The 22068-nt window shown below is 70.2% G+C and carries 20 protein-coding genes; 6 read left to right on the top strand and 14 right to left on the bottom strand.

Annotation, left to right across the window (positions count from 1 at the left end; translation table 11 throughout):
- The first annotated feature begins 64 nt into the window (after nucleotides 1-64).
- Both ACN28I_RS33655 and ACN28I_RS33650 read left to right on the top strand, forming a co-directional pair.
- Nucleotides 65-643, top strand: coding sequence for a hypothetical protein (locus ACN28I_RS33655; protein WP_420946003.1), 579 nt, complete (start codon nucleotides 65-67; stop codon nucleotides 641-643).
- Between the two features lie 100 nt (nucleotides 644-743).
- Nucleotides 744-1457 carry an esterase family protein gene (locus tag ACN28I_RS33650; protein ID WP_420946002.1) on the top strand — a complete coding sequence of 238 codons (714 nt, stop codon included), beginning with the start codon at nucleotides 744-746 and terminating at the stop codon, nucleotides 1455-1457.
- Between the two features lie 10 nt (nucleotides 1458-1467).
- Here ACN28I_RS33650 and ACN28I_RS33645 read toward each other — a convergent pair whose 3' ends face one another.
- The 8 genes from ACN28I_RS33645 to ACN28I_RS33610 all read right to left on the bottom strand — a co-directional run bounded on the left by ACN28I_RS33645 (nucleotide 1468) and on the right by ACN28I_RS33610 (nucleotide 8942).
- On the bottom strand, nucleotides 1468-1770 hold the full coding sequence (locus ACN28I_RS33645) for a hypothetical protein (RefSeq protein ID WP_420946001.1): 303 nt from the start codon (nucleotides 1768-1770) through the stop codon (nucleotides 1468-1470).
- 62 nt (nucleotides 1771-1832) lie between these two features.
- Entirely contained in the window at nucleotides 1833-2387 is a 555-nt protein-coding gene (locus tag ACN28I_RS33640; RefSeq protein ID WP_420946000.1) for a papain fold toxin domain-containing protein, read from the bottom strand.
- Nucleotides 2388-2389: 2 nt separating this feature from the next.
- Nucleotides 2390-3772 carry an MATE family efflux transporter gene (locus tag ACN28I_RS33635; RefSeq protein ID WP_420945999.1) on the bottom strand — a complete coding sequence of 461 codons (1383 nt, stop codon included), beginning with the start codon at nucleotides 3770-3772 and terminating at the stop codon, nucleotides 2390-2392.
- 123 nt (nucleotides 3773-3895) lie between these two features.
- Nucleotides 3896-4219 carry a hypothetical protein gene (locus ACN28I_RS33630; protein WP_420945998.1) on the bottom strand — a complete coding sequence of 108 codons (324 nt, stop codon included), beginning with the start codon at nucleotides 4217-4219 and terminating at the stop codon, nucleotides 3896-3898.
- 20 nt (nucleotides 4220-4239) lie between these two features.
- Nucleotides 4240-5481 carry a beta-propeller domain-containing protein gene (locus tag ACN28I_RS33625; RefSeq protein ID WP_420945997.1) on the bottom strand — a complete coding sequence of 414 codons (1242 nt, stop codon included), beginning with the start codon at nucleotides 5479-5481 and terminating at the stop codon, nucleotides 4240-4242.
- A 34-nt stretch (nucleotides 5482-5515) separates the two neighbouring features.
- Nucleotides 5516-6316 (bottom strand): beta-propeller domain-containing protein, encoded by an 801-nt coding sequence (locus tag ACN28I_RS33620; RefSeq protein WP_420945996.1) that lies wholly within the window; start codon nucleotides 6314-6316, stop codon nucleotides 5516-5518.
- Between the two features lie 201 nt (nucleotides 6317-6517).
- Complete coding sequence (locus tag ACN28I_RS33615) at nucleotides 6518-7462, bottom strand: DODA-type extradiol aromatic ring-opening family dioxygenase (protein ID WP_420945995.1); 945 nt, start codon at nucleotides 7460-7462, stop codon at nucleotides 6518-6520.
- Between the two features lie 67 nt (nucleotides 7463-7529).
- On the bottom strand, nucleotides 7530-8942 hold the full coding sequence (locus ACN28I_RS33610) for an ELWxxDGT repeat protein (RefSeq protein WP_420945994.1): 1413 nt from the start codon (nucleotides 8940-8942) through the stop codon (nucleotides 7530-7532).
- A gap of 218 nt (nucleotides 8943-9160) precedes the next feature.
- On the opposite strand from ACN28I_RS33610, the gene ACN28I_RS33605 reads away from it, so the two are divergent.
- Nucleotides 9161-10576 carry a galactose oxidase-like domain-containing protein gene (locus tag ACN28I_RS33605; protein WP_420945993.1) on the top strand — a complete coding sequence of 472 codons (1416 nt, stop codon included), beginning with the start codon at nucleotides 9161-9163 and terminating at the stop codon, nucleotides 10574-10576.
- Nucleotides 10577-10585: 9 nt separating this feature from the next.
- Here the strand turns inward: ACN28I_RS33605 and ACN28I_RS33600 are convergent, their stop codons facing one another.
- Nucleotides 10586-12400, bottom strand: coding sequence for an Hsp70 family protein (locus tag ACN28I_RS33600; RefSeq protein WP_420945992.1), 1815 nt, complete (start codon nucleotides 12398-12400; stop codon nucleotides 10586-10588).
- Between the two features lie 160 nt (nucleotides 12401-12560).
- On the opposite strand from ACN28I_RS33600, the gene atpH reads away from it, so the two are divergent.
- The 3 genes from atpH (at nucleotide 12561) to atpA (ending at nucleotide 16431) form a co-directional block, all read left to right on the top strand.
- Nucleotides 12561-13106 carry an ATP synthase F1 subunit delta gene (gene atpH, locus ACN28I_RS33595; RefSeq protein WP_420945991.1) on the top strand — a complete coding sequence of 182 codons (546 nt, stop codon included), beginning with the start codon at nucleotides 12561-12563 and terminating at the stop codon, nucleotides 13104-13106.
- Nucleotides 13107-13279: 173 nt separating this feature from the next.
- Entirely contained in the window at nucleotides 13280-14719 is a 1440-nt protein-coding gene (locus tag ACN28I_RS33590) for a PAS domain-containing sensor histidine kinase (RefSeq protein ID WP_420945990.1), read from the top strand.
- A gap of 164 nt (nucleotides 14720-14883) precedes the next feature.
- The gene (gene atpA, locus ACN28I_RS33585; protein WP_420945989.1) at nucleotides 14884-16431 is read left to right on the top strand and encodes a F0F1 ATP synthase subunit alpha; all 1548 of its coding nucleotides are present in this window, start codon (nucleotides 14884-14886) and stop codon (nucleotides 16429-16431) included.
- A 120-nt stretch (nucleotides 16432-16551) separates the two neighbouring features.
- Here atpA and ACN28I_RS33580 read toward each other — a convergent pair whose 3' ends face one another.
- The 5 genes from ACN28I_RS33580 to ACN28I_RS33560 all read right to left on the bottom strand — a co-directional run bounded on the left by ACN28I_RS33580 (nucleotide 16552) and on the right by ACN28I_RS33560 (nucleotide 21737).
- A complete protein-coding gene (locus ACN28I_RS33580) occupies nucleotides 16552-16878 on the bottom strand; it encodes a hypothetical protein (protein WP_420945988.1) in 327 nt (108 codons plus the stop codon).
- Nucleotides 16879-16881: 3 nt separating this feature from the next.
- Nucleotides 16882-17814, bottom strand: coding sequence for a hypothetical protein (locus ACN28I_RS33575; RefSeq protein WP_420945987.1), 933 nt, complete (start codon nucleotides 17812-17814; stop codon nucleotides 16882-16884).
- 129 nt (nucleotides 17815-17943) lie between these two features.
- Entirely contained in the window at nucleotides 17944-18795 is an 852-nt protein-coding gene (locus ACN28I_RS33570) for an HAD family hydrolase (RefSeq protein ID WP_420945986.1), read from the bottom strand.
- A 400-nt stretch (nucleotides 18796-19195) separates the two neighbouring features.
- The gene (locus ACN28I_RS33565) at nucleotides 19196-19534 is read right to left on the bottom strand and encodes a sensor histidine kinase (protein ID WP_420948764.1); all 339 of its coding nucleotides are present in this window, start codon (nucleotides 19532-19534) and stop codon (nucleotides 19196-19198) included.
- Nucleotides 19431-21737: a response regulator gene (locus ACN28I_RS33560; protein WP_420948763.1), complete on the bottom strand. Its 2307-nt coding sequence runs from the start codon at nucleotides 21735-21737 to the stop codon at nucleotides 19431-19433. Before ACN28I_RS33560 ends, ACN28I_RS33565 begins: the two co-directional genes overlap by 104 nt.
- Between the last annotated feature and the right edge of the window lie 331 nt (nucleotides 21738-22068).

Here is a 22068-nt window from a genome sequence, read left to right as displayed (position 1 = left end):
CGGGAAACGTACACACCGTGCGGGTAGACCTGATGGGGCGGGTCTGGGCTAGACTCCGCTCCGCATGCGACACGTTGCGAGTCTCGGAAGCCTGGTTCTGGCGCTGTGGGCGGGGACCTCTGCAGCGGCGGGGTGGCGGGGGTACGCCGCGGCCAGCACCGGCTTCGTCCTGGATCATACCTCGGGGATCCGGGCCAAGGGTGGTGCGTTGCAGCTCTATGTGGGGGTGGAGACCCCCTTCGGGCTGTCACTGGGAGTGGTGGGTGAAGGCGCCGAAACGTGGGGCGCGAGCATCCAAGGCCAGCAGTTGCAACTGGACTACCAGTCGCTGGGCCTGGAGATGCGGCTGCGCTTCCTGCGGGACGGAGGGGTGAATCCGTGGGTGGGGCTGAGGGTGGCGCAGAGCCGCTCGACGCCGCTGACGCTGGACGACCTGGGCTCTCCGCGGCGGATGCTGCATGCCGGGTTGAGCACGGCGTTGCGCCTGGGGTTGGACACGTGGCTGGGCGAGCACCTGGGCATCTCGGCCTCCACGGCGTGGCAGTGGTGCGACGTGCGGGTGGACAGCTCGGCGAGCCCCACGTCCGACGCGTGTGCCAAGCCGCTGCACAGCATCCTGCTCGGCCCCACGCTGCGCTTCTAGGGACGCTCGCCCGCGGGCAGGTGTTCACTGTCGCGCGGCCCGCCGGGGCCGGGCCGAGACGGTATGCCCATGCCCCGAGAGCGGTGGTTAAGGTGGGCGCATGAATCGCGAATACCACCGCTGGTACAGCTCCCGGCTGGGCCGGGACATGGAGGTCCTGCTCTTCGGGCACTCGGGCGAGCCGGTGCTGCTGCTGCCCACCAGCAGGGGGCGTTTCTATCAAGCGGAGGACTTCGGGCTCATCGGGGCGATCGCGGACCGCATCCAGGCGGGACGCTACGTCGTGGTGTGCGCGGACTCGGTGGACGAGGAGAGCTGGTTCAACAAGTCCATCTCTCCGCACGAGCGGGTGGCGAGGCACGCGGCGTACGAGCAGTACCTGTTGCACGAGGTGGTGCCGCTGCTGATGTCACGCAGCACGGGGGGCCGGCTGACGCTGGGCGGGTGCAGCTTCGGAGGCTTCCACACGTACAACATCGGGCTGCGCAACCCGAACACCTTCCGGCGGCTGGTGTCGATGGGGGGCAAGTTCGAGACGGAGGACTTCCTCGACGGCTACCAGGACGACAGCGTGTACTACCACTCGAGCATGCAGTGGCTGCCGGGGGTCGCGGACGCGGCGCAACTGGCGGCCCTGCGGCGGGTGGAGATGGTGCTGGCGGTGGGCGAGCACGACTTCTGCCGGCCCTCGAGCGAGAAGCTCTCGAAGCTGCTGTGGTCGAAGGACATCAGCAACCACCTGGCCATCTGGTGGGGCGGCTCGCACGACTGGCCGGTGTGGCGGGAGATGATCCAGCACTACCTGCCGTGGTGAAGGCGTTGACTCAGGAGCCCTGCCGCTCCCGCTCGCGCAGGGCGACGAACTCGGCGGCGAAGTCGAGGAACTTGCGGATGGCGCGCTCGTGGTCGCCATCGCAGTCGCGCAGGTACTTCACGTCCCAGCCCTCGCCGGGGAACTCGTGCTTCACGTCGCGGAGCCAGTCCCGGAAGAGACCGTACTCCTCGTCCTCGATACCGTTGGCGTACTGACAGGCCCGGTAACCATCGGTAAATGCCACCATCCGGGTGACGTTGACCTCCCCCATATCCAGCAACAGGCCCCTCGTCTTTTCCTGCCGCAAACGCATGAGGTAGTCGAGCAGATATACATAGCGTCGAGGAACCTGAGCCTCTGGAGTTTGCCCTTCATTCATGGCGTGAGCACCGCTTCCCAGGTGACTCCTTCGCGAGCATGAAGCCGGGAGAGATAATCGGAAAGCTTCATCCCGAGAGGGCCCGTATACGCATCATGAATCATGTCTCCGACCCTGACGGCCACATGGTAGCCGGTACGTGAGACCGGAGCGCTCTTTCCATTCGCAAGTTCGAAAACCATATAGTCCCTGCCCGTATTGGTCCTGAACGCGATGTATTGCGGCGTCTGGCCCAGCTTGATGAACGCGGTGTGGATGAAGCGTGCCACCTGCTGGCAGTTCCCGGCGGCCTGATTCGCGACGCCGTAGGCCACCTGCAGGTCCATCAACCAGGCCGGTGCCACTCTTCCCGTATGGACCTCGTACATCGCGATGGCGCCAGCGATGTCTCCACGCGCCAGGTACGCCAGCACTTTGACGTGGATGGAGTCCGCGGACAGCACACTGGCCTGGACCACCGTGGCCGCCAACCCGGGCGTGGCCGCCTGACCCGGACCGGACGCCGCTCCCGCCACCAGCAGGAGCCCGACCAGCGCCCGAAGCCTTCTCATGCTCACGCCTCCAGCGGCTGGAAGGTGCCGGCGCTCTGGCGCTCGAAGCGCCAGAAGAGCGCGAGCGCCACGGCGGTGAGCCCCGCGCACAGGCCCCACCAGATGCCCAGCACCCCGAGCTTCAACCCGAAGCCCAGCAGCAGCGCCACGGGCAGGCCCACCACGTAGTGCCCCACCATGTTGGCGATGAAGGTGAAGCGCGTCTCCCCCGCTCCGCGCAACACGCCCGCGCCCACGCCCTGGATGCCGTCGGAAATCTGGAAGACGGCGCACACCATCAGCAACGGCACCACCAGGGGCATGACCTCGGGCGGAGTGCCCATGAGGTGCGCCAGCTGCTCGGGGAACAAGGCGAACATCAGCGCGCACAACGACATGAAGCCCGCGCCCGAGGCGAAGGCCATCAGCCCGCTCATCCGTGCCAGCGGCGTGTTGCGCGCTCCCACCGCCCAGCCCACCCGCACGCTGCCCGCGTTGCCGATGCCCAGCGCCACCGTGAAGGAGAGGCTGCCATAGGAGATGGCGATCTGATGCGCGCTCATGCTCTCCGGGCCCAGCCGCCGCGCCAGCAGGCCCGCCAGCGAGAAGACTCCCACCTCGGCCGCGATGTGCAGGCCAATGGGCACGCCCACCCGCAGGGCCTGGAGGAGATCCGCCCGGACCGGCCGCAGCGAGGGCCGGCCCCCGGACACCGGAATCTCACGCACCGCCCACGCGACGATGACCCACTGCAGCACGCAACACAGCAGCGTCGCGATGGCCGAGCCCTTCACCCCCAGGGCGGGAATCAGGCGCAGCGGCCCGCACCACTCCGGCAGCACCCCGCCGCCGAAGACGAGGAGGATGTCCGCGCCCACGTTGAAGACGTTGGCCACCACGGTGGCCACCACCAGCGGCCGGGTGAGCGCCGCGGCCTGCAGGTAGGAGCGCGTGTTGATGAAGAGCAGCATCAACGGCAGGCTGGGCGCTCGCCAGTTGAGGTAGTCCATCACCAGGGGCAGCTCCCCGGCCCCCACGCCGAAGTGGGGCAGCACCCACGGCACCGCCACCACCATCGGCACCGCCAGCACGCAGCCCGCGAGCACGGCCAGGTAGCTGCCCTGCCACAGGAGCGCCCGGGCACGCGGCCCATTGAGCGCCCCGAAGGCCTGGGACATCAGCGGGTCCATCCCCATCATCAGCCCCACCGCGAGGCTGCTGATGGCGAAATAGACGGCGGAGGCCACGCCCATCGCCGCCAGGGACTCGGTGCCCGCCCGGCTCACCACCGCCGTGTCCACGAAGCCCATCAGGGACTGGCCCGACTGGGCGATGGCGACAGGCAGGGCGAGCTTCCAGAGGGCCCGGAATTCTTCGCGGCGGTTGGGCAGTGGGGCGGACGACATGGGAGCGAGGCCCTATAACGGGTTTCCACCGGGGATGCGCGGCTGCCTTCGTGGACGTCCCAACCCCTGCTCGCCTGACCCATCAGCCGGCCGCCTGCCTCGCAAGCGGCCGGCCAGCCCCCCTCAGTCGCAGGTCCACGCCCGGGGCGGGCACTCCATACAGAGCCCCCGGTCGGGATCCGGCCCGGCCATGCACGCTCCGCCGCACGTCTCGACGACGCGGCCGGTGCTCGTCTCCACGTAGTAATACGGCCCATCCACCGCCGAGCGGCAGTCCACCCCGGTGAGGTTCCCGCACGTCTTGTCCGGCGAGCACCCATCGGGCAGCGACAACATGTTGAGGCTCACCCGCCCCTCCCCCTCCTGCTTCGCGCCCCCACCGCAGGCCAGCAGCAGGCACAGCGAGGCGGTGAGGACAACGGCCTTCCTCGACGTGAATCGCATCATGGTGCGGAGACTCCTCATGGCTAGGGCGAGTAGGGGCTGAAACGCGTGGTGGCCAGCGGCTGGGAGAGGTTGCTCACGTGGGCCACGCGCACGCCGGCATCGGTGACGGCGTACACGTAGTCATCCGCCATCACGCTGCGGCGCACGTTGGGCGTGTACACCCAGCTCCACTGGTTGCGGTTGATGACCTGGTACGCATCCTTCATGGAGATGGCCCCCACCGGAGTGAAACCCGCGGCCGGGTCCACTCGGAAGACGCGCAGCTCACTCACGAAGCCGTTCCAGTAATCGGCGGAATCCCACGACCAGTCCGTGAAGGGAATGGCCACCAGCCCCTTGGCCGGGAAGTAGTTGAAGGCCTTGTGGTCATAGAGCGACTCGCTCCAGCTAGAGGAGGTCCCCACGAGCTGCGTGAAGGTCTCACGCGGGTGGGCCAGGTCCGACACATCGAAGAGGCTCAGCTTGAGGGCACGCGCGCGCCCGTCGCCGTTCTCCGGCACGTGCATGCCCACCGTCAGCAGGTGCGTGTCCCCCACCGGGTGGATGTACGAGGAGAAGCCCGGCACCTTCAGCTCGCCCACCTTGCGCGGGTTCGCGGGGTCGGACAGGTCGAAGGTGAAGAGCGGATCCACCTGCCGGAACGTCACCACGTAGCCCTTGTTGCCCATGAAGCGCGCGCTGTAGATGCGCTCGCCCCTGGCCAGCTCCTCGCTCCGCCCCAGCAGCTTCAGCTCGCCGCCCTCCGGCGCGTAGGTGAAGAGGCGGTTGGTCGTCTCGGTGCGGCCCCACAGGTTGCCGGACTCGGCCACCCGCGAGCTGATGGTGGTGGCCACGCGCAGCACGCCCTGGTGCTCGTCCATGCTGAACTGGTTCAGCAGGTGGCCCGGCACCGTGGCGCTGGCCACGTACGAGGCGCTGTGCGGCTGGGTCAGGTCGAGCTTGTGCACGTAGGTGTGGTCCGTCTGCCCCGCCTCCGGCCACCACCACCAGTGGGGCGTGGCCAGGTAGAGCGCGCTGGCGGTGGCGTACACCTCGCCCGGCTGGGTCACCAGCGAGACGCGGCCCGGCGGCTGGAACGTCTGCGCGTCCAGGTCCAGCGAGGCCACGGTGACGAGGCCCAGCCGGGTGGGCGCGTTCGTCTTGTGGAAGTCGCGGCAGTCGTAGCCAAACGTCTCCACGGTGCCATCCGGCCGCTTGCGCCGGCCCTCGGGCAGCCACTGCGTCAGGGAGCTCGCGCGGATGAGCCGCTCGTTCTCCTCCATCAGCCGGTCGATCTCCTTCTCCAGCCGCGACTGGTCATCCCAGAGCTTCCCGGGAGTAGTCGGGCCACCAGCGAATGCCGGCGGGCCAGCGGAACGAGTCCCGCATCACCAGCCGCGCCGCGCTGCCCGCCAGGCGCGCGTCGTGGTAGCCGCCCGGCAGGTACAGCTCGCCCGTCACCCGGGGCGCGGCGAGGTCGGACACGTCCACCGTCGTCATCTTGGTGAACGCGGCGCCGGAACCGCAGGGGCCCATGGCCGCGCAGTCCGCCATGCCGCCGCTGCCTCCGCTCGAGCCGCCGGACGGATCGGCCACCCCGGAGAAGACGACCACCTTGTCGCCGTGGAGGAACATCTGCCGGGGCCAGCCCTCGAGCGTCAGCGAGGACTCCACGCGCAGCGACTCGGCCGGCCAGGAGCGGTGCGCGTACAGCTTCTGCCCGGAGAGGACGAAGATGCGCGTGCCGTCGTTCTTCACGAAGTCCGCCTCGTCCACCCCGCTCACCTGGTTGTTGGTGCCGGTATGGTCGCCAGGACCGGAGCCCGGGCTGCCCGGCGGGGCGCCCCCACTGGTGGTGGGCATTGGAGCGCCAGCGCCGTCCGCCATCTCGAACCAACCGCCCCGCCCCTTCCAATAGGAGGGCTTGGAGCGCTCCATGTTCGAGCGCATGTCGAGCACCGCGGAGTCCTCGATATAGGACTCGAGCGCCGAGCAGCTCTCGAAGGACTCCAGCCGCGCCTTCAGCTGCACGGGCTGGTTCTTGGGAATGCTGCTGCTCTGCTCGCTACACGCCGCCAGTCCCAGCAGCGCGAGCGCCCATCCACCGTGTTTCGTCATGTCCGTGACTCCTCGAATCCGTCTACCGGCCCGGGGCCCTCTGCCACCCGTGTGCCAGGAGCCGGGCGCCTCATGGGAGGCCTGGGATTTCGCGGAGTTGGAGCCGGATGGCCGGTGCGAGGGGCCTCGGAAAGTCGAGACCCCTCGGAACCCGCAGCCGGAAAACCGAGAGCCGCTACGGACCGCGGAAGGGCGGGAGGCTCACCCGAAGTGGTACGCGGACAGCCGGATGCCGAGCATCGTCCCGTTGTACGCGAGGCTGCCGCGGTCTTCTCCGGCCGCACCGGCGATGACCATCAGGGGCAGCAGGTGCTCCTCGCGCGGGTGGGCCTGACGCGCCGCCGGGGCGGTGGACCACTGCGTGAGCCGCTGGTCGCGCTCCTTCGGCTCGAGCGTGGCGGCCTCGCGCAACCACGCGTCGAACGTCTCCGACACCCCGCGGGCGCTCGGGCCGAAGAAGTTGCGCAGGTCGTGGTACGTCATGCCACTGCCGATGATGAAGACGCCCTCGTCTCGCAGCGGGGCGAGCGCGCGGCCCATCGCGAGGTGCTCGCGCGGATCCAACCCCCGCTTGAGGGAGAGCTGCACCGTGGGCACCTCGGCGTCCGGGTAGGTGAGCTTGAGCGGGACGAACGTGCCGTGGTCATAGCCGCGGCTCGCATCGGTGGCCGTCTGGAAGCCCGCGGCCCCGAGCAACTCCCGCACCCGCTCGGCGAGCCGAGGGTCTCCCGGCGCGGGCCACGTGAGCTGGTACGACTCGGGAGGGAAGCCGTAGTAGTCGTAGAGCATGGGCGGACGCGGGCTCGTCATGACCGTGGGCACCGGCTCCTCCCAGTGCGCCGAGACGACGAGCAGCGCCCGGGGCGGCGTCTTCGGCAGCGCGCGGACGGAGCGCAGGTAGCCGGCGAGCGCATCCAGGCCCGCCTGGTCGCCGAAGCCGAGATCGACGAACGGCCACGGCCCGCCACCGTGGGGCATGAAGACGACGGGCATCCGCTGCCCACCGGAGCTCTTGCGCTGCTCTCCCGGGCTGGCCTGCGTCGTACCGCCGCTCATGCTCGAAGCCGCGGCGAGCGTCGCGGCGCCCACGAGCCCCGCGGCCAGTGCCTGCCGCCGCGTGACCCCTTCACCCTGCTCGTCACTCATGTTCCGTCTCCTCCATGGGAGGAGGATGCAGGCATTGCGCTGACGGACTCAAGCGCCGCTCGGCCGCTCACCGGGCGTCGTCGTCACACTGGTGGGCGGGCCGGAAAGGCAGGGCCCAGAGCCGCCGGCCGTGGGCCTCGTCCCCAGCGAGGAAGAAGACGTCCCAGCCGGAGCGAATGAAGCCGCTCGGACTCGAGGACTCCGCGCCAGGGGCCAGCTCGTCCAGAGGCACCATGCTCCCGGCCGCACCGCTGCTCACCCAGGGCTCCCGGCCGCGTCCCGGCGTCTCCGCGCTGAAGAAGAGCTGGCCCTGGAGGGCGGTCAGCCCCTCGGGAGAGGAGCCCTCCGCGCCCGGAACGAGCTCCGCGAAGAGGAGCGTGCCGGAGGCCGAGCCATCGCTCACCCACAGCTCGCGCCCGTGCGCCCCGTCGTCCGCGGAGAAGAAGAGCCTGCGCCCCATCACGGTGAGTCCGCTGGGGGACGAGCCTCCGGCGCCGGACCAGACGTCCTTCACGCGCAGCGTCCCCTTCCGGGAACCATCGCTGCGCCACAGCTCCTCGCCGGAGGAGTCGCCCTCCCCGCTCGCGCTGAAGTACAGCCGCCCGCCCATGGCCACCAGGTCATGCAGCGTGTGGAACGAGGCCACGAGCACGGAAGCCCCACCGCTCGTCACCCGCAGCTCGGCCATGGCGTCATCGTGGACGGTGCTCGAGACGAAGAACAACTTGTTGCCCACGGCCAGCAGCGACTCCAGGCCACCGCCCTCGCTCGACCTGCGGAACAGCTCGGCGGCCGGGGACTTCCCGTCGGTGCGCATCAGCCGCATGAAGAAGCCCTGGAAGTTGCTGACGAAGTAGAGCGCGCCATCGCCCCCGCGCGTGAGCAGGTAGGGACTGGAGCCCTCGGGACCGGGCTCCAGATCCTCGACGAGGAAGGTGCCCTCGGGTGTCCCGTCGCTGCGCCACAGCTCGCGCCCGTGCTCGGCGTCTCCCGCAGTGAAGTAGAGCAGGCCACCGGCCGCGACCAGGGAGCGCGGAAATGAACCAACCTCGCCGGGCCAGAGGTCCTTCACCAGACGCGTGCCCCCGGAGGAACCGTCGCTCACCCACAGCTCGCGCCCGTGCACCCCGTCGTTGGCGACGAAGAAGACCCGGTCCCCCACGGGAGTGAGGAACGTGGGCTCCGAGCCCTCGGGACCGGGGCGGAGATCCTTCACGAGCGAGGTGCCACGGCCTCCCGTCCCGGTGCTCACCCACGGCTCGAGGCCGTGCACCCCATCATCGGAAGTGAACAGGAGGATGCGGTCGCCGCGGACCAGCCGCCCCGGCTCCGGCTCCCCCATGCTGGGAGGCACGCCCGCCAGAGGGGACGCAGCGCTTCCACAGGGTTTCCAGCCGTCCTGCGAGGCCTCACCCGTTTGGGCGAGGACGGAGCCGGAGAGCAGGGCCAGCACCACGGAGAACGGACGCCAGCACCTCATGGGAACCTCCCGGGAATGAAGGGACGGCCCGCAATGTGGGGGCACGGAGCCACGTGACTACCGGCGCGGAGGTCCGGGGTGAGCAACCCACACACGACAGTCCCGGGCAGCCCACCACCCACCACTCACTGGGACCGTGGGACCGGCTTGGCGTGGGGGCGCGGCCACTTAGGTTCTGCCCTTGAACCAACGGGGACCCCGTGGAGGCGGCGATGTCCATGAGACCGATTCTTTCCCGGCCGCGAGTGCTCACGCTCTGGCTCGTGGGATGCACGGCGGTGGCGGGCCCGGCGAGGGCGCAGACTCCCGCGGAGGCGGGACAGTGGTCGAGCGTCATGGCCTGGCCGCTCTCCGCCACGCACACGAGCCTGCTGCCCACCGGCAGGGTGATGTTCTTCGGCGAGTTCGGGCAGGGGGATGATCCGCCGGGGCTCTGGGATCCGGCCACGGGGGGGCTCAGCCGGTTGCCCATTCCGGGCTACAACATCTTCTGCGCGGGCCACTCCTTCCTCGCGGATGGCCGGTTGCTCATCACCGGCGGGCACATCGAGAGCCACGTGGGCCTCGAGGACGCGAGCCTGTGGGATCCCTTCACCTCGCGGTGGACGCGCCTGCCGGACATGAACGCGGGGCGCTGGTACCCCACCAACGTGACGCTCGCCAACGGAGACGTGATGGTCATCTCCGGCGAGACGGTGGGCACCGGCATCATGAACGAGCTGCCCCAGCGCTACCTGGCGGCCACCGGGACGTGGCGGGACATGACGACGGCGCGGCTCAAGCTGCCGTACTACCCGCGGATGTTCCTCGCGCCCAACGGCAGGCTCTTCCTGGCGGGGCCGCAGCGGCTGAGCCGCTTCATGGACCCGGGCGGGACGGGGGCCTGGCTCTCGGGGCCCTGGAGCAACTACGGCACCCGGAGCTACGGGCCCGCGGTGTACCTGGATGGCCGGGTGCTGCTCATCGGAGGAGGAGATCCGCCGACGGCCACCACCGAGATGATCGACCTGAACGTGGCCTCGCCGGTCTGGAGGTACGTGGCGCCCATGAGCATGGCGCGGCGGCAGCACAACGCGACACTGCTGCCGGATGGAACGGTGCTGGTGACGGGCGGCAGCCGGGGCAGCGGCTTCGACAACAGGAGCGCGCCGGTCTTCCATGCCGAGGTGTATGACCCCGTCACCAACCGCTGGACGCGGCTCGCCAGCAACACGATCTACCGCGGCTATCACGCCACCGCGGTGCTGTTGCCGGACGGGCGCGTGCTGAGCGCGGGAGGCCGCAACGCGAACTCCGCGGAGATCTTCTCCCCGCCCTACCTCTTCAAGGGGGCGCGTCCCGTGGTGAGCTCGGTGCCGGACGTGGTGTCGCCGGGGACGACGTTCACCGTCTCGACGCCGGACGCGGGCCGGGTGACGAAGGTGACGTTGATCGCCCTGGGCTCGGTGACGCACGCCTTCGACCAGAACCAGCGGCTGCTCACCCTGCCCGTCACGCGCGGCAGCGGCGTGGTCACCGTCACCGCGCCGGCGAACAACAACCTGGCGCCGCCGGGCTACTACCAGCTCTTCCTGGTGAACGACGCGGGCGTCCCCTCCGTGGGCCGGATGGTGCGGATCGCCCCCGTGCCGTGACGGCGGCCCTCAGCGGCCGGAGAGCAACTGGGTGAGCTGGCGCGCCACCTGGGCGCACTGCTCGGCGTCACGGCCCTCCAGGGCCGAGTAGCCGGTGGCCAGCAACGAGCGCACGTTGATCATCGCCGCGTCCGCCTCGTCGCTGGGGTTCTCCTCGGCGGTGCGCTGCAACAGCTTCGCCAGCTTCTCGCCGCGCTCCAGCAGCTTGCGGAACGTCTCCTCCGTCTTCTTCGCGTCCGCCTGCGCCTGCTTCTGCGCGTACGCGGCCTGCTCCTTCACGAGCCGCTCGGCCTCCTGGCCCGGCAGGTGGGGGCGAGCCTCCAACTTCACCACCTCGCTCAGCCCCGACTTCAGGTCCGTGGCGCGCACCGAGAGCGTGCCCTCGTTGGACAGCTCGAACGTCACCTCCAGCGGCGTGTCTCCGCGCGCCGAGCCCTGGAGGTTGCGCAGCACCACCTCGCCCAGCTTGCGGTTCTCGTCCTGCATCTCGCTCTCGCCCTGGTAGATGGGGATGCGAGCCTCCGTCTGTCCGTGGCGGCCCGGGTGGAAGACGTCCTTGGCCACCACCGGCACCGAGCTGTTCCGGGGAATGAGGTGCTTCACCCGTCCCCCCATCACCCCCACGCCCAGCGAGTTGCCCACCACGTCCAGCAGCAGCGCGGCGCCGGACTGGCGCGCCAGCTCGTCCGCGTGGATGGCCGCGCCCAGCGCCACCGCCTCGTCCGGGTTGACGTCCGTGGAGGGCGCCTTGCCGAAGAAGTCCGTCACCAGCCGGCGAATCAGCGGCACCCGCGTCATGCCGCCCACCAGCAGCACCGTGTCCACCGCGTGCGGGTCCATCCCCGCTTCCTTCATCACCGACTCGCACACCGCGAGGCAGCGCTTGGACAGCGGCTCGCACAACTGCTCGAAGAACTGCCGCGTCAGCGCCGTCTCCAGCCCCGTCAGCTTGCGCGCCGGCTGGGTATGGTCGCCCAGCTCCGACAGGGAGATGAGCGTCTCCTCGTACTCCGTCAGCTCGCGCTTGGCCTGCTCGGCGGCCACCTTCAGCTTGTGCATGGACACCAGGTCGCGGTGCACCAGCTCGCGGTGGTTGTCGTCCACCTGCGCCAGCAGCCATTCGACGATCCGCAGATCGAAGTCCTCGCCGCCCAGCGCGGGGTCTCCTCCGGTGGCCTTCACCTCATAGACGCCGTCGGTAATCTCCAGGACGGTGACATCGAAGGTGCCGCCGCCCAGGTCGAACACGAGCGCATGGCCCTGGAAGCCGCGCGACAGCCCGTAGGCGAGCGCCGCGGCGGTGGGCTCGTTGATGAGGCGGATGGCGTCCAGCCCGGCGATGGTGGCCGCCTCGCGCGTGGCCTGGCGCTGGCTGTCATCGAAGTTGGCGGGGACGGTGATGACGCATTTGCTCACCCCGCGGCCAAAAAAGGCCTCGGCGTCCAGCTTGAGCTCCCCCAGAATCATCGCCGACACCTGGGTGACGGGCACGGTGCGCCCGCCCATCTTCACGCGCACGTCCCCGGTGTTGCCGCCCGCCAACTGGTAGGGCACCACCGCCTTGGCCTGCTGCACCAGCTCCGGGGTGAAGCGCCGCCCGATGAAGCGCTTGGTGGCCCACACCACGCAGTCCGGGTGCTCCTGGGCCAGCGCCTGGGCCTTGGTGCCCACCACGCGCTCGGCCAGCTTCGGCGTGAGGCCCACGACGGAGGGCGTCAGCCGGCCTCCCGTGCGCGAGGGGATGATACGGGGCCGGCCCTCCTCCACGGAGGCCACGGCGCTGTTGGTGGTGCCCAGATCGATGCCGATGACGGGGTCGCGCATTGAAGGAAGAGCATGATACGCCGGAGATGCACGGTTCCGGAGTCCTCCCGTGCACCCCCCCTGACAGGTACAGCCTCAGGGGAACTTATTGGAGACTGCGTACGGGCCGCACGTCCCGGCGTTGCCCCCGGCCGGGGGGCGTGCTAAGGGCCGCCGCGCCATGGTGAACGTGTCAATCGCCCGCCGTTACGCCCGCGCGCTCCTCGACGTCGCCACTGAAGCTGGCCGCGCCGATGCCGTGTCGGAGCAGCTCTCCTCCTTCTCCAGCGCCATCGGCCAGAGCCGTGAGCTGGCGGACGTGCTCTTCAACCCGGCCTTCAGCCGCGAGCAGCGCGCCCGCGTGGTGGAGTCGCTCCTCAAGGCCATCGGCCCGGTGGAGACCGTGCTGGCCAACAGCATGCGTCTGCTGGTGGACCGCAACCGGCTGGGCTACCTGCCGGACATCGCCCGCCTCTACCGCGACATGGTGGACAACCAGGCCGGCCGCGTGCGCGGCCACGTCACCAGCGCCATTCCCCTCTCCGCGGACACCCTCCAGTCGCTGGCGGGCACCCTCAAGCAGCTCACCCAGCGCAACGTCGTGCTGGAGGCCCGCGTGGACCCCGCCGTCCTCGGGGGCGTCGCCGCCCAGGTGGGCAGCACCCTCTATGACGGCACCCTGCGCACCCAGCTCGAGCAGCTTCGCCGCGAGCTGAAGCAGCGCTAGCCGTCCCGCTTGCTGGACTCCCGGGGAAGCAGAGCTGTCGGTTCCTCCCCACTTCCCGGCAAGCCCGGTATTCCCAGCGGGGTGGGGAAAGGCTATGGTGTGACCACACGGGTCCCAGCCCGTGCCCCGTCCCCATGGCGCAGCCTCTCCTCCACCGCTCTCACGCAGCCCCTATGGCCCCTTCTTTTTCCGAGGAGGCCCAGAACTGTTTCGGGGCGCTACTCCACGCGTCGGGTCTCGGTCTCGCCTTCCTGGACAGGGAGCTGCGCTTCCGCTTCGTCAACACCGGTCTGATGACCCTCAGCGGGCTGCCCGGCAGCGCGTACGAGGGCCGCTCCACGGGCGAGGTCTGGCCCGGCCTGGTGAAGGAGCTGATGCCCCTGCTCAACCGCGCCCTCCTGGGCGAGCAGGTGGTGGGCGCGCGGGTGTCGGGCCCCCTGGGTCCCCCGGGCGGTGGCGTGCGGCACCTGCGGCTCTCGGTGCTCCCGGCCTCCTCGGGCGGGCTGCGCTCGGGCGTGGGCCTGATGGTGGAGGACGAGACGGAGCGCGTGGAGCGGGAGCAGGCCCTGCGCGAGAGCGAGGAGCGGCTGCGTGGCCTCGTCGCCGTCTCGTGTGACGGCTACTTCCTGCACGACGCGGGGCTCGTCCTCGAGGTGAGTCCCTCGCTGGCCAACCTCATCGGCATCCCGCCGGAGGAGATGGTGGGCCAGCCGCTGGCGCGCTGGGTGGCGCCCGAGTCCCGGGATGCCGTGCAGCGGGCGATGTCCCGGCAGGTGGAGTCCCCCTACGAGATGACGGGGCTGCGCGCCGACGGCAAACGCATCTTCCTGGAGGTGCTGGGACGGCAGGTGGAGTACGCCGGACGCACCGTGCGGATGACGGCCGTGTGGGACATTGGCGCGCGCAAGGCCTCCGAGGAGGCCGCGGCCCGGGCCGACGCCTTCCGCGAGCAGCTCCTGGGCGTGGTGGGCCATGACCTGCGCACCCCGCTCTACGCCATCCAGCTCAGCACCGGGGCGCTCCAGCGCGGGGGGGGGTTGAACGAGACCCAGGCCCGGCAGGTGACGCACGTGGCCACGGCCACCCGGCGCATGGAGCGGATGATCCACGAGCTGCTGGACTTCACGCGTGCGCGGCTGGCGGGAGGGATTCCGGTGCGCCCGGAGCCGCTGTCGCTCGACAAGCCGTTGGAGCGCGTGGTGGAGGAGTTCCAGGCCTCCCACCCCGCCCGGCTGATCGTCTCCAAGGTGGAGGGGGACGTGCGGGGGAGCTGGGACGAGTCGCGGCTCGGCCAGTTGCTGGACAACCTGGTGGGCAACGCGGTCCAGCACAGCCCCGAGGACACGCCGGTGGAGGTGAAGGTGGTGGGGGCCCCCGACGGCATCACCCTGACGGTGCGCAACGAGGGGCCGCCCGTGCCGCTGGAGGAGCGGGCGACCCTGTTCGAGCCCTTCAAGCGCGGCAAGCGGGCCAGTGGCGATGGGCTGGGGCTGGGCCTATATATCGCCCGGCAGATCGTCGTGGCCCATGGGGGCCGCATCTCGGTCGAGTCCGGAGTCGGGCTGGGCACGCGTTTCATCGTCTGGCTCCCCCGGCACGCCCCTGGCGCCTGAGAGGGAAACCCCCTCCCTCCAGTGGCTCTTACAGCGCCGATGACAACCGGTGCCCGGGTGGACCCTTGCGCGTTGCGGTGGGGGGGTGCGCGTGGTAAGGGGGCCCCGACATAGAGGTTTCTCTGGCGGCATTCCCACCGGCCGCCCCTGTGCAAGGACGCAAGATGGAAATCCGCGCCGACGAGATCAGCAGAATCATCCGCGAGCAGATCAAGGACTACGGCAAGAAGGTCACCGTCGCCGAGACCGGAACCGTGCTCTCCGTGGGCGACGGTATCGCCCGTGTCTACGGCCTCGAGGGCGTGCTGTCCGGCGAGCTGGTGGAGTTCTCCAACGGGGTGAAGGGCCTGGTGCTCAACCTCGAGGAGGACAACGTCGGTGTCGCCATCATGGGTGACTTCAAGGACATCCGCGAGGGTGACATCGTCAAGCGCACCTCGACGATCGCCTCGGTGCCCGTGGGCAAGGGACTGCTGGGCCGCGTGGTCAGCCCCCTGGGCGAGCCGCTGGACGGCAAGGGTCCCATCACGTCCACCGAGGTGCGCCGCCTGGAGGTGAAGGCCCCCGGTATCGTGAAGCGCAAGAGCGTGCACGAGCCCCTGCAGACGGGCATCAAGGCCCTGGACGCCCTGGTTCCGATCGGCCGCGGCCAGCGCGAGCTCATCATCGGTGACCGCCAGACGGGCAAGACGGCCGTCGCCATCGACGCGATCATCAACCAGAAGGGCCTGAACGTTTACTGCGTGTACGTGGCCATCGGCCAGAAGCAGTCCACGGTGGCCCAGGTGGTGGAGAAGCTGACCCGCGCGGGCGCCATGGAGTACACGGTGGTGGTGACGGCGAACGCCTCGGACCCCGCGCCGATGCAGTTCTTCGCCCCGTACGCCGGCGTGGCCATCGGCGAGTACTTCCGCGACAACAAGATGCACTCGCTCATCGTGTACGACGACCTGTCCAAGCAGGCCGTGGCGTACCGCCAGCTCTCGCTGCTCCTGCGCCGTCCGCCGGGACGCGAGGCCTACCCGGGCGACGTGTTCTTCATCCACAGCCGCCTGCTGGAGCGCGCCGCCAAGCTGTCCGACGAGGAGGGCGCCGGCTCGCTGACCGCGCTCCCCATCATCGAGACGCAGGCCGGTGACGTGTCGGCCTACATCCCGACGAACGTCATCTCCATCACCGACGGGCAGATCTTCCTCGAGACGGACCTGTTCTTCGCCGGTGTGCGTCCCGCCATCAACGTGGGTCTCTCGGTGTCGCGCGTGGGAAGCGCGGCGCAGATCAAGGCCATGAAGCAGGTGGCCGGTACGCTGAAGCTGGACCTGGCGCAGTACCGCGAGCTGGCGGCCTTCGCGCAGTTCGGCTCGGACCTCGACAAGGCGACCCAGGAGACGCTGGCGCGCGGCGCCCGCCTCGTGGAGGTGCTGAAGCAGGGCCAGTACGAGCCCATGCCCGTCGAGAAGCAGGTCATGCAGCTCTACGCGGCGACCAACCGCGAGGACGCGAACAAGCGCGGGTGGATCCGCCACGTGCCCGTCTCCGACGTGGTGCGCTGGATGCGCGAGTTCATCGAGTTCTCGGACGGCCGCTACCCGCAGCTCGCCAAGGACATCTCGGCCAAGCGCGAGCTGACGGCCGACATCAAGGTGGTGCTGAACAAGTGCCTGGCCGAGTTCAACGAGGTGTTCCAGCCGACGGCTGGCGCCAAGGTCTGATCCGCGTCACGAGCTGAAGCCTCACGGGCCCCGCGCTCCCCACCAGGGACGCGGGGCTTCGTGTTTCCGTGGATGCCCCCTCTCCCCTTGGGAGAGGGCTGGGGTGAGGGTCATCCCGCCTTACGAGAGAACCCGTCCCGCCACGCCCAGGGCCTTGTCCAGGTAACCGGCGAGCTCGGTCAACCGGCCCACGGCCTGGGTAATCTTCTCGAGGTCCTCGGCGGCCTCGGCGAGAGCGTGGTTGGTGTTGTGCATGGCATCGGTGGCCTGTTTGAACTCGGCCGAGTTGGCGTCGAAGCGGGCGCCGAGCAGGTGCAGGAGCAGCTCGCGCAGGCGCTTGGCCTGCGTGTGGTACTGGGCGCGGGTCTCGGCGGGCAGGGCGCCGCTCATCGACAGATCGAAACAGCGCTCGACGAGGCGGGTCAGCGTCTGGGTGTCGAAGAGCATGGGCTACTCCTGGGGGGGCTCGCGGAGGCGCTGGACGGCGGCGGAGGCGGTCTGCACGCGGCCCTGGAAGGCCTGCATGGCGGAGGAGAGCTCCTCGAAGGACTCCAGCTTGCGCTCGGAGCGGGCGAAGCGGAGCAGGGCCTCGTGGGCGGAGCGCAGGGCGCGGGCCATCTCCACGGGCTGGGCCACCATGAGGGCCTCGTAGGTATCGGAGGCGCGGCGGATGTCGTCGAGCACGGCGCGGCGCTCGGCCAGGGAGAGCTTCTCGCGGTGGAGGTTGTAGAACATCACCCGGGAGGCGAGGGCCTGCTTCACCCCGGTGAGGCGCTGGGGCCCGAGCACCTCCACCATGTCCGCCTCCAGCAAATCCAGGATGCGGTTCACCTGGGGCGCGCCCTGCTCGATGCCCTTCTGGAGGGCGGCGCCCTGCCTGGCCTCGAGGAAGAGCGAGGTGGCGACGCCCAGCAGCGTGGTCACCGGCTCCACGTACTTGCTGGCCGAGGTATCCCCCTTGCCGGCCAGCGTCTGCATCTGCGTGCCGAGGGCGCCGAGCTGCGTGCCCAGGGCCTGGGAGGCCGCGGGGAGCTGGCCCGGGTTCTCCGCGCCGGCGAGGGTGGCCAGCCGCTCGGCGTAGACGCCCAGCAGGGCGATGGCGTCCATGCGGGCCTGGATGGACTCGGGCGAGAAGATCTTCCCCAGGAGGGGCGTGGGCCGGCCCGCGGCGTCGCTGGCGAGCACCTCCAGGGAGGTGTCGTACAGGCGCTCGTCCAGGTAGAGGTCCCGCTCGAAGCGGTTCATCTCCGAGTAGTACACGCCGAGCGCGGCGCTGGCCTCGGTGTTGCCCTGTTGGAACCGGGCCACGGGCTCGCGGAAGCTGCCCGGCGTCTTGCAGCCCGGCAGCAGCGCCAGCGCGAGCGCCAGCGATGCACCCGCCATGGACCGCGCCCCTCCTCGCATCCCTCTCATGGGCTCCTCCTGCGTCGGTGTGGAGACGTCGCCCCCCAGCCTACTCCTTCCGGATGACAGGGGTGCCCTCCACGTGCGGCGAGCCCGCTACGTGACGCTTCAGCCGCGCAGGCGCGGGAGGATGGCGCGCAGGCTCGGGTCCATGCCGCCGCGCGAGCCGAGCACGGCGATGCCCCGGCGCTCGTACTCGAGCGTGTTGGCGCGGGCCACGAGCTGCACGCTCGCCCCGAGCGCCGCCGGCATCGCCAGGTCCAGCTCGTAGATGTCGCCGGCCACCAGCGTCGTCTCCGGCGAGGTGTCCGTCTCGTTCCAGATGCGGCGCAGCGCATCGTAATAGTGGCCCCGGCGCAGGTGGATGGGGCGCACCAGCGGCTCGGCCCGCACCGTCTCCGGCAGGGCCGCGAAGACGGCATCCGGCGCGGTGGGCGGCTCGATGAGGAACTTGCGCGCGTCGCCCGAGACCCGCAGGCGCTCGCGGCCGCGCGGGGCCAGCTTCGTCAGCTTGGCCTCCACCGTGGCCGTGTGCGCGTTGGTGACGACGTGCACCGGCAGCCCCGTCTCCAGCAGCGCCTCCAGCACCTCCTTCGCCTCCGGCTTGAAGGCCATGCCCACCTGCGCGTACGCCTCGCGGTAGAGCGTGTCCAACAGCGCGGCCCGCGCCGTCTTGTCCGTCATCACCCCGAGCCGGTCACACAGCCGCCGCGCCACGAAGTTGGCCAGCAGATACGGATCCGCCGTGGCCGGCGCCACCACCCGGCCTCCCACCTCCCAGCCGTGCTCCTCGTTGCTGGCCAGCACCCCGGCCTCCACCTCGGCCCACCCCGCCTCCATCACGTCCCGGCCCAGCTCCTCGGACAAGCGCCGGCGGAAGTGCTGGACGAAGGGCGCGCCTTCCGCCGCCGCGTCGGTGAACGTCCCGTCGAAATCCAGCACCACGCATCGAATCGCCATCGTCCGCAGCCCCTCTCTGTCGCAGGAGGTAGGAAATAGGCCCCCTCCCGCCCTGGAATCAAGCCGGGGCGCGTCAGCCCGGGCAGGGAACCACTGGTGGCGCGGGCGTGTCAGACCCTCCGTGTAGAAGGGAGTCGCGGTTGGCGGAGGAACCGTGGGCCCCGGTGTCGGGGAGACGCTGGGGCCCACGGGGATGTCAGACCCTCCGAGTAGAACCGAAAGTGTCGGCGCGACGTGGCGCCGCATGCGCGGGTGGTTCCCTGGGAAGGCCACCGGTGCATTCATGCAGTAGGGCTGCACTTCCGCGAGGCACCTCTTTGGGTGCGAGGCGGCGGGGCGGCGCGTCCGGTTCCCCTCCCCGGGCGCGCCGCTCTATCTTTTTGGGAGCACCCCTCCCCGCTCACGAGGCGGGTGTCTGCAGGGAGTGCTCGGCGTACACCCCCGGCAACGTCACGATGAAGGTGGAGCCCGCTCCGGGGGTGCTGCGCGCCTCGATGGAGCCGCCGAGCGCCTGGACGATGGTGCGGGTGATGTAGAGCCCCAGGCCCAGTCCACCGTAGTGGCGCTCGGACACGGCGCGCTCGAAGCGCTCGAAGATGCGCGAGAGGTTGCCCGGGTCGATGCCGATGCCCTGGTCATGCACGAGCAGCAGGGCCTGGCCCGCCTGCGTGGACACGGAGAGCTCCACGGGCTTGCCGGCCCCGTACTTGAGCGCGTTGGTGAGCAGGTTGGTGACCACCTGGTCCAACCGCAGCCGGTCCCACCGGCCGATGACGGGCCCCGGGGCATGCACCGTGACGGAGGAGCCGGCCTTGGTGGACTGGGGCTCGAAGCGGCCCACCACCTCGCGCACCACCTCGGCCAGGTCCACGTCCTCCCAGTCGAGACTCCAGCTTGCCGGCGCCGATGCGCGAGACATCCAGCAGGCTGTCGATGAGGCGCGAGAGCCGGGCCACCTGCCGCTCGGCGACTTCCAGGTGCGAGAGCAACGTCTCGCCGTCCATGCCTTCGGTCCGGCTCCGGGCGGCCTTGCGCAGCGAGTGCAGCTTGAGGCGCAGCGGCGTCAGGGGCGTCTTCAGCTCGTGCGAGGCGATGGAGAGGAACTCGTCGCGCACCTGCACCGCCTCCTTCGTCTCGCGGTAGAGCCGGGCATTGTCCACGGAGATGGCGGCGCGGCGCGCCAGGTCCTCCGCCAGCCGCAGCTCCCACTCGTCATACTCCCGCTCCCCCTGGGCGTAGACGAGCGTGAGGGCCCCGAAGATGCGCCCGCGGCTGAGCAGCGGCACACACAGGTACGAGGAGAGGCCGAGCGCATGCAGCAGCCGCGTCTGATCCTCGTCCCGCGCGCCCAGGTCGAAGAAGGACTCGGGGACGGTGGGCAGCCACTCCGGCTCACCGGTGCGCAGCACCTTGGGCAGGCCGCGCGAGGCATTCCAGTCCGGCTCGAAGTGGCGCAGCACCTCGTGCACCAGCCCCACCTTCTCCGGCTCCCGGTGGGCCGCCGCGACGCGCTCGAGGCCTCCCTCCGCCGTCAGCAGATCCACCGCGCACCAGTCCGCCAGCGTGGGCACCACCAGCCGGGCGAGGTTTTCCAGCGTGGCCTCGTAGTCCAGGGACGTCGAGAGCAGCGCGCTGGCGCGGGCGAGGAAGGAGGCGGACGCCTCGGAGCGCCGCTGCCCGGTGATGTCGATGTGCAGGCCCACCCACTCGCGCACCTGCCCGTCCGCCATCACCACCGGCACGCCCCGCGCGGACATGTGCCGGTACTTCCCGTCATGCCGGCGCACCCGGTGCTCGATTTCGAAGACGGTCCGGCCGCGCAGCGCCTCCACCCACCGCCGCACCGTCCGCCCCCGGTCCTCCGGGTGGATGCACTCCAGCCAGCCGTACCGCCCGTCGAGGAACTTCTCCGGCGTCTGGCCGGTGAAGGCCCTCCAGTTGGGCGAATCCGTGACGACGCGGCCCTCGGCGTCCGTCGTCCACACAATCTGGGAGATGACATGCGTGAGGGAGCGGAAACGCTCCTCGCTCTTTTGAAGGGCCTCGTGCTGGCGCTGCAACCTCGCCGACAGCTCCTCTGCCCGCAGGCGGGCGAGCATCTGCCCGGTGACCTCGGAAGCGCACACGAGCAGGCCCTCCATGTGCCCCTCGGGCGTCCGCAACGGCTGGTACACGAAGTCGAAGAAGGCCGTCTCCCGCCGCTCCGGGCCGTCCAGTTGGATGGGAATGGCCTTGCCCGCCACCGGCTCGCCCGTGCGGAAGACATGGTCCAACAGCTCGAAGACGTGCTGCCCGTCGATCTCCGGATGGGCCTCGCGCGCGGGCCGCCCCAGGATGTCCCGCTGCCCGACGAGCCGCAGGTAGAGCGGGTTGGCGTACGCGTAGACGTGCGTGGGCCCCTGCAACAGGGCGATGGCGACGGGCGCCTGCGTGAAAACGCTGTGCAGCCGGGCGCGCTGGACGGCGGCCTCCAGGAGCGCGGCATGCTCGCGCGCCAGCAGCTCGGCCTGCGCCTCGCGCAACCGGGCCGCCCGCTCCTTGAGCTGACGGTCCTTCTCGAACAGGTCCACGAAGAGCCCCACCTTGGCGCGCAGCACCTCCGGCTCGAAGGGCTTGGTGAGGTAGTCCACCGCCCCCTCCACGTAGCCCTGGATGATGGAGGACTCGTCCTGGTGGTAGGCCGAGATGAGGATGATGGGCGTGTCCCGGTGCCGTGCCCGCTGGCGGATGAGCCGGGCCGTCTCGAAACCATCCATCCCCGGCATCCGCGCATCCAGGATGATGACGGCGAAGTCCTCCCGGAGCAGACACTTCAGCGCCTGCTCGCCGGAGGTGGCCTGCGTGGTGCGCACCCGGAGCGGCTCCAGCACCCCCTCGAGCGCGAAGAGGTTGCTGGGATGATCGTCCACCAGCAGGACGGCGGGCCTGGCAGTCACCCTCATCACGATGGAGCTTCTCCCTCGTCAATCCAGCGGCCTGCCGGTCAGGCACGTCCCATGCCTGACCGCCCCTCACCGGACCCGGGCTCGCGCGGAGGCCCTCCCGTCACAACCTAGGAGCCCCCCGGGGCCATGCCCATCCCCCCGCGGCTCGTCCACGGCGCGCCCTGCTCGGAGGGGGGTGGGCCCCGTGCAACGCACGCGAGGCTGGAGGCACGGACTTTTTCTTGGCCCCTGGGAATCACGGCGTGACACGCCGCCGGGCTGACGAATGAAACGCGCAGTGGACGACGTCCCCCCGGTCCGCCGGTCCGTCTCTCGCGATGCGACGTTA

The sequence above is a fragment of the Archangium gephyra genome (genome assembly GCF_049060025.1).
Classification (GTDB): domain Bacteria; phylum Myxococcota; class Myxococcia; order Myxococcales; family Myxococcaceae; genus Archangium; species Archangium gephyra_A.
This window is presented reverse-complemented; position numbering and strand designations above follow the sequence as displayed.